The organism is Pseudomonas agronomica (assembly GCF_025917275.1).
GTDB classification, from domain to species: domain Bacteria; phylum Pseudomonadota; class Gammaproteobacteria; order Pseudomonadales; family Pseudomonadaceae; genus Aquipseudomonas; species Aquipseudomonas agronomica.
On record NZ_JAOSHO010000268.1, the window covers coordinates 1 to 6,920 of the forward strand.

General features: G+C 58.5%; 7 protein-coding genes and 1 pseudogene. All 8 read right to left on the reverse strand.

Annotated elements, in window-relative coordinates; genetic code table 11:
• A pseudogene (locus OC610_RS17830) lies at nt 1–496 on the reverse strand (hypothetical protein); the annotation flags it as partial.
• The gene (locus OC610_RS17835) at nt 483–1,460 is read right to left on the reverse strand and encodes a hypothetical protein (protein WP_264429470.1); all 978 of its coding nucleotides are present in this window, start codon (nt 1,458–1,460) and stop codon (nt 483–485) included. The gene OC610_RS17835 and the pseudogene OC610_RS17830, both read right to left, overlap by 14 nt.
• A 140-nt stretch (nt 1,461–1,600) precedes the next feature.
• Nucleotides 1,601–1,864, reverse strand: a complete 264-nt coding sequence (locus OC610_RS17840; protein WP_030138678.1) for a PAAR domain-containing protein — start codon at nt 1,862–1,864, stop codon at nt 1,601–1,603.
• Entirely contained in the window at nt 1,861–4,245 is a 2,385-nt protein-coding gene (locus OC610_RS17845) for a T6SS phospholipase effector Tle1-like catalytic domain-containing protein (protein ID WP_264429466.1), read from the reverse strand. Before OC610_RS17845 ends, OC610_RS17840 begins: the two co-directional genes overlap by 4 nt.
• Entirely contained in the window at nt 4,236–4,739 is a 504-nt protein-coding gene (locus OC610_RS17850) for a DUF3304 domain-containing protein (protein WP_264429473.1), read from the reverse strand. Before OC610_RS17850 ends, OC610_RS17845 begins: the two co-directional genes overlap by 10 nt.
• Nucleotides 4,740–4,777: 38 nt before the next feature.
• Nucleotides 4,778–5,302, reverse strand: a complete 525-nt coding sequence (locus OC610_RS17855) for a DUF3304 domain-containing protein (RefSeq protein WP_408636608.1) — start codon at nt 5,300–5,302, stop codon at nt 4,778–4,780.
• A gap of 111 nt (nt 5,303–5,413) precedes the next feature.
• Entirely contained in the window at nt 5,414–6,178 is a 765-nt protein-coding gene (locus OC610_RS17860; protein ID WP_332880477.1) for a DUF4123 domain-containing protein, read from the reverse strand.
• 12 nt (nt 6,179–6,190) lie between these two features.
• Nucleotides 6,191–6,920, reverse strand: a 730-nt coding sequence (locus OC610_RS17865; RefSeq protein ID WP_264429468.1) for a DUF2345 domain-containing protein, incomplete at its 5' end; no start/stop codon positions are given.

Genomic DNA, 6,920 nt, shown 5'->3' on the forward strand with positions numbered 1-6,920 from the left:
TGCCGCCCCACAACAGCACGGTGCGCTGGCCTTCGAGCCACTTCTTATCCGCCAGCTGCGGGGCGATGGCGGTGATCTCGGTGGGTTCGCCGACGATGAGCAGGAGGCGGACTTTGTGGCGCCAGAGGGGGCCATATTGGTGGCGGAGGGTTTCGCGGAGCCTGGCCAGTTTCTCTTCGTCGTCTTTCAAATCAGGCGGCGGATTCAACCGGGATGTAGCGACGTCGCCATTGCCCCCCAGCGTGGACCGTTGCGCCTGGCGTACCGCCAACTGTTCCCAGGCCAACAAAATCGATGGGCAGAACAAAACGAGCGCTAACCATGCGCCCAATCCCCATGTCCCCAATTGTTGTAAATCCACCGCCGGCCAGCCGAGGTATTCACCACCCAAGCGATACAACAGGCAGCCGAGCATCACCACGAAGGTGATGAAAAACAGGTAGCCCGATCCCAGCCCTATCCATGAGCCCTTGCGCTCGTGTTTATCCGTTGCCATGAGGTTGTGCCACTCCTATTGTCAATCGCTTGTCCGCATCCTGGCTCAGCCAGCCACAGGGCTGTCCGGCCTCCTTTGCTTGCAACAACGCCAACGACATGCCGATAAACGGCGCCAGATGCGCCAAGGCGCCCCATTGTCCCGCCAGTTGATGTTCGAGCGCCGACCAACCGCCGGCCAAGAACGCCTCCTGGCTGGCCTGGTCCATGGCCAGACAAGTCGGCGGCGGTGCTTTCAGCCCGGCGTAACGCTGTATTTGTGAGCAGAGTTCTGCGGCCGGTTCATGAGTCTCGCCGGACAGGTATTCACTCCGATGCAGTAGCTGCCGTCCCTGTCGACTCACCACCCACAAAAAACCGCCTTCGCCGGGGGGCGCGGCCGCTTCGCCGCTCTGCGCCGACACCACGCCGGCGCACAGCAGCCAGTCGTCTGCGTGACGGCATTCTTGGTTGAAGATGTCGATCAGTTCGTCCAAGTCCGCCAGGTCCTGCAACGGCAAGCGCACTTTGGGCAGCTCGTTAGCTTGGCTGCCCAGCATCTTCCCGAAGGCAGCCAAATCGCTCTCGCCGCCCGCCCAGGCAATCGCTCGCAGCCTCGGCCAGCGCTCCGACACCGTGGCCAGTTCCAGTACCAACCGGGCCAAGTGTTGCGCCAGCGCCGGAGCACGCTCGGCGGACTGACCGAGGACCACCGGGCAATTCAATGACGACGCAGCCGTGGGCGTCGGCAGGGGCGTGTCGTTCATCAGGTTCTGAAAGTGTGTTTGATCGTCCCCAGTCGGCCCCAACAACAGCACCTCCTCCACCGGCAACGCCAGGCTTCGCCAACGCCACCAGCGTCGAGTGTCATCGTCCTGGGTGCGGCGAAATACGTCGCGGCTGAACAAGCCGATCTGCCACGGCAACACCCGCAGCGCCAATGCCAGTCCCCAGCCCAAGGGCAACACGGCGCTCCACAGCCACAACTCCAAACGTGGCCGGTCTGCGGGCCAGAGCGCCAACAGGACTGCCGACTGCATTCCCCACAGCAACGGCAACGCCAGCCACCAACGGCCCCAGCGCGGTTCGCATGGCTCGGCGAACGACGGATAGCGCGGCGGGCGGTTCATGGCTTCACCGATATGGACGACAGCGGCAGCGTGCTGACCAACGTACAACCGCACTCACAGCGGTACCCGTCCAAGGCCAACAACTGCCCGTTGAAGCTGAAACCTGTCGCGCCCTGGGCGATGCGATTCTCGCCATGCAAGTCGCAGCGGACCTTGTCCCCCGCGCAGGACAGCGGTTGGCCGAAGGCCAGGAAACGGCCTTCGAGCACTTCGCCGCCGAAGGGACGCAGGGGGTCGCCTCTACGTATCAAGGGCATCATGAGGCGACCTCCCCATCAAACTCCACCAGAACGCCGGCCAGCCGCAGTATTTCGTCGGTCCGCTCGAGGCGCCGCAGATGGTCGTCCAAGGCGATCTGTTTCTTCTGCTCGATCACCACTTCGCCGATATGGCGCGTCGGCTGCAGGATCTTTTCCGCCCCCGGCAGGAACGGCACCACCGCACCGCTGACCTTGTCGATCACCTGATAACCAATGGTCGCCGCGCCCATGCCGGCCGCCAGCCCACCCACCGCGCCCAGCGTGCCGCTGCGCTTGATGCCATACACCGTGGCGCCCGCCAGCACCGCCACGCCCAGCATCCGCCCGGCCACCACCACCGGGGACAGGGCACGGCTGTTCTCGTTGCCGAAATAGGTCATGCGATAGAAAAAGTAACCGGCCCACAGCTCCCGGGACGCCAACTTGTCGTGCATGAACCAGGCCCGCGAATCGTGGATGTGGTCATCGAACAACGCCACCAGCAGCGCCAGGCCCGGCTTCCGGCTGGGCAAACCGAACCTGTCCAGGAACAGCTGCTCCTTGCGCAACTCGCCCGCCGCCTTGATGCTCGCATGGTCCCGCACCTCATCATTCTCGTTGAGCAGGTACATTGTGTCGCGCAGGACCACGTCCAGGACGGAGCCCTTCCAACTGGTCTGCTCGCGACCGATGTCCAGGTAGTCGTGCTTGAACTCGGTGGCAGCCTGGCTGAGCTGGGTCTGATCGATCTGCGGCTCGTAGATCGGCGGGCCGGGATGGTTCATTGCTGCTGCGGGTGCTTTCTGGCGGTTTTCCAGTGCGGCCCGTTTCTGGTCTTCATATTTACGACGCTGTTCGGCCGTATCGTAGGCGGTGGCTTCGTTGGCCTCGGTGAAGAAAGGTTGATGCTTGTAGCTGTCGTTGTATTGATAGCGGCCTTCGACCTTTTCGAGGTCGTTGGCAAAACGGCCAATGCGCCAGCCGGTGATCCAGCCCAATTGATCGGCCAGGGTGTCTTCGACGGTGGTGGTGAGGAGCAGAGGGTGGTAGCCGTCGGTGGGGGGGCTGCTGTTCTGATCTTCGGGTGGGACGGTGTGCAGGGTTTGGTGGTGCCAGGCGTTGAAGCGTTCGATGACTAGAGGGCTTATGTCGAATTCTTCTGTCACGTCCAGCCCCAGGACCCGCCAATTTTTCTGACTTTTCAGGCTGTCCGGCAATACTGTCTCCGGTACCTTTAATGGCGCTCCGGCAGCGAAGGCTGCGGCATACAGATCGTGCAGGACGATCTGCGAAACCAGCTCATTCGTACCGCCACGCGCCTTGCCCTGATCGTTTTTCGGGTAGCCACCGCCCACGTCGGAGTGCACACCGGGGTACACCACTTCATAGGTATTGGGCGGGTAAGTGCCATCCTCGTTACGGACCGAGTCCAGTGGAAAACAGGCACGTTGTTCGAACGCCGCGACAAAGTGCCGGCAGCATTTGATGAACTCGGGAAACGTCTTCGCATCCGGCAACAGCTGGGTGTCATCGGCCCAGTCCATGTGTCCGGCAAAAAACGGCGTGACATGGGCGATACCCACCGACGCCACGGTGTCCAGCAGGCCGAGGAACTCGATGCTCACCGGCAGCCCCAGCAGTGTCTGTTCCGGGTTTTCGGCCCCGTCCGGCGTGTCGAACAGCTGGCTCAGCCAACTCACGAAAGTGCGCGCTTCCGCCGCGCCGCGGGAAAAGCCATAGACGAAGAGCTTGACGCCCAGCACTTCAGGCCTGGCTCTGGAGACATGGACTCTCAACGGTTCCAGCAAACCTTTCATGACTTGGCGTCGTCGACCGGCGCCGAAGATGCTCATCATGGGGCCTTTGGACGTGCTCATGGACTCGACCTTGGCCTTGGCGACGACTCGGTCGATTTCCTTCTTGTGATCCAACGCAAAAGACAATGCACTTGCGACTTGCACCAAAGCCCAATTGATTCGGTCTTCTCCGCCCGTGGCAAATTGCAATCCGTTCTCGCTGTAATCCAGTTCGCCAATTTCTGGAAAGGGGGTACCGACACCGGGCATATAGGAAGAAAAATAGCCGCGTTCCATCGCCTTTGGGCCTTGAAGCGACGCGTGAAATAGCTTGGCAATATTACTGGGATGTTCTTTCTTCGTATCGTTGTCCTCGTTGTTGTTCGTCCCATCGAAAAATAGACTGATATGCAAACTGTGGCAGCATGCAGAATGCCGCTTTTGCCCTCGGGCGTTGAACGTTTGACGAAATAGATTCTTCTCCTCAAGCTGCTTATTGTAGTTCTCTGTCACCTTTCGCACGTCTGGGGGTAGCCGCCCATCGACTGGAAAAATCGGTGGTGCCCAAACCTTAGCTTTCGAATTATTAGCTTTCATTACGGACATACAGCGGGCTCCTTCATTTCTAAGGGTTCTTTAATAGGGTTGTGAGGTGAACCGTACCCCCAACAAGAAGTAGTGACCTTGATTTGATTGCAAACAAGGAAATGAACTTTCAAACCACAGGAATCTGTTCCTGACCATTCAGGTATTTCGACCGTAGCGCTATGCCGTCGATAGTTAGCTTTATGCTCTACCATAAAAGATCGAAATTCATCGGTCCCTAAGGACGGTGCATCCGCAAAAGGGTCAGGATCCACCTCCCATTCGATATCGGCCTTCAGACCGCTACGCCATTTGATCGGCAAAACAATGCAACATGAACTCCCTCCACCACCGTGAGCCCTATAACCATTGACCGAAAACCAAATAATTGCATTCAAAGTATGATTGACGGCCGCCAAATTCCCTCCCGCCATTTCATTTTCCGCAGAAGAGCAACCATTCAGCATCAATCCCAACAAGGCGTAGAGTACCCACTGCATCCATTTCCTTAACATCGACAACCCTGCCCTTTGTGCACTTCTTGGTTGTTTTTTTATCCCGGACATACGGCTGGCTCTCTCATTTGTTTTGGCTCTTTAATTGGATTGTTCGGTGAGCCGTATCCCCAGCAAGAAGTAGTGACCTTGATTTGATTACAAACTAAAAAATGGACCTTTAAGCCGCAGGAGTCCGTTCCTGACCACTCCGGAATTTCCACCGTGGCGCTATGACGTTGGAATTTAGCCTTGTGCGCAGCCCAGGCCTCCTCATCGAAACCAAATCCTGTGGTCTTTCGCTTTATTTTTGCAAAACGATTAGGGTCGACTTCCCATTCGATATGAGCCATCAGACCGGGACGCCATTTGATCGGCAAAATGATGCAACACGAACTTCCCCCTCCGCCGTGTGCTCTATAACCATTGACCGAAAACCAATTAATTGCATTCAAAGTATGATTGACGGCCGCCAAATTCCCTCCCGCCATTTCATTTTCCGCGGAAGAGCAGCCAGACAACATCAACCCCAGCAAGGCATAAGAACCTCGCGCCATCGACTTACAGAACATCAACTGCCTCATGGCAAAGTCCTTTTCATTTACATTTCAAACGCAGAACCGTCTCGTCCGCACGGTTCCTTCTATGCGATCTGTTACGCGGCACTATCTTTCGCTTTCAACGCCGAGCCGCTCTTAAGAATTAACAGGCGCAGTTCCCTTCACGTACTCATTGAGATTTCCGAAGTAATTCTCTTTGCCAGCCTGCACCGCCAGTCGATATAACAAGGCGAAACGCTCTTCCTTACTGTCCTCAAGATGGTCAAATTGGCCACTGTTCAACATCTGCTGCGCATCGGAGATGCAGCCGATCAGGTCGCATTGCTCATCGCTCAGTTCGACGAAGGGCGGCATGTCGATGTTGCCCCGCGCCTGACCGGCGCCCCGTCGCCATTGCGGCTGGTCATCCCGGTCCAGCCAAGTCCAATAACTGACGGGCAGCAGGTACTGAATACGTTGCTCGTCGCTCAAGATGGAGGAGATCAGCAGAGGGAAGATTCGCGGGTCGTAGAACCGCAACAAGCCGGGTTGCCCGCCCCACTTCATTTGGGACAGGGCTTGCAGGGCGTGGCTGAGCGCATCGAAGGGCAATGGCGAGATCGCGACCAGCAACCGTGCATCGGTTGCACAGTGAGTCATGAGTTGTTCCAGCCAGGCGCGATGTTGCCAATGCGCCAGATCCAACCGAATCAATAGCGGTGCCTGCTCCAGCAGGTTTTCCTCCGGCGTACCGCTGAACAACGAGTGCCATGGAATCTCTGGCCTTATTTGCTTCAGGGCCGGGATGGCGCAATGGCCCCAGTCAGACTGATCCAGCAGGAGGTCCACTCGCGGTATGTCCGAAGTCATACAGATGTGTTCAATCTGTTTTTGCCATTCGCTTGGCGTTGCCATGGGCATGTACTCCTTTTCTTAATTTTCGCGCGGAAGAATTCCAACAGCGTTTTCGCGAGCCACCTTGAGGCAGTCCTCACACACCGACTGCGGTAACTCCGGCAACGCAAAACTCTGCCCGGCCGGCAGCTCCCAGACATGCTGCCCCTTGAGGTTCAGCTTGCCGGGGCTATGAATGTCGATCGCGCCGCTCGAGTTGATCCGGATGAACCCACCGCCACAGGCCAGGGTGATGCCGTTCTTGGCCGTCACTTGCACGTGCCCTTGCACCGACTGCACGCTGATGTCCTGCTGGGCTTTCATGGCCAGCACGTCGCCATGGGATTCGATTTCCAGCGGGCCTTTGCCCGAGACGAGGCGCAGGCCTTCCTGTTGGGCGAGCAGCGAAATGGCCTGGTTGGCGTGGGCCGACAGGCGCTTGGCGGCGGCGAGGTTGATGTCGTCGTGGCTTTGCAGGTAGAGCGCGTCGCCGCTCTTGAGCAGCAGGCTGGCCGGGGTGACGGCGCCGATGCCCTGGGGAGCGCTGAGCAGGATGGCCGCGGCCTTGAGGTCTTTTGCGTCGGCCTGGAGTTGCTGCAAACCGTCGAGGTCAGGCGTGCGGCTGTGATGGGCCTGGGCGATGTGTTGCCACTCGGCCATCTGGCGCTTGGCACCTTCGATCTGGGCGGTAGCCGGGTCCATGCTGAGGACGTCGCCCTTGGCCTTGGCCTGCTCATCCGCACTGATAAACACCCCCCTGCCACCCCGA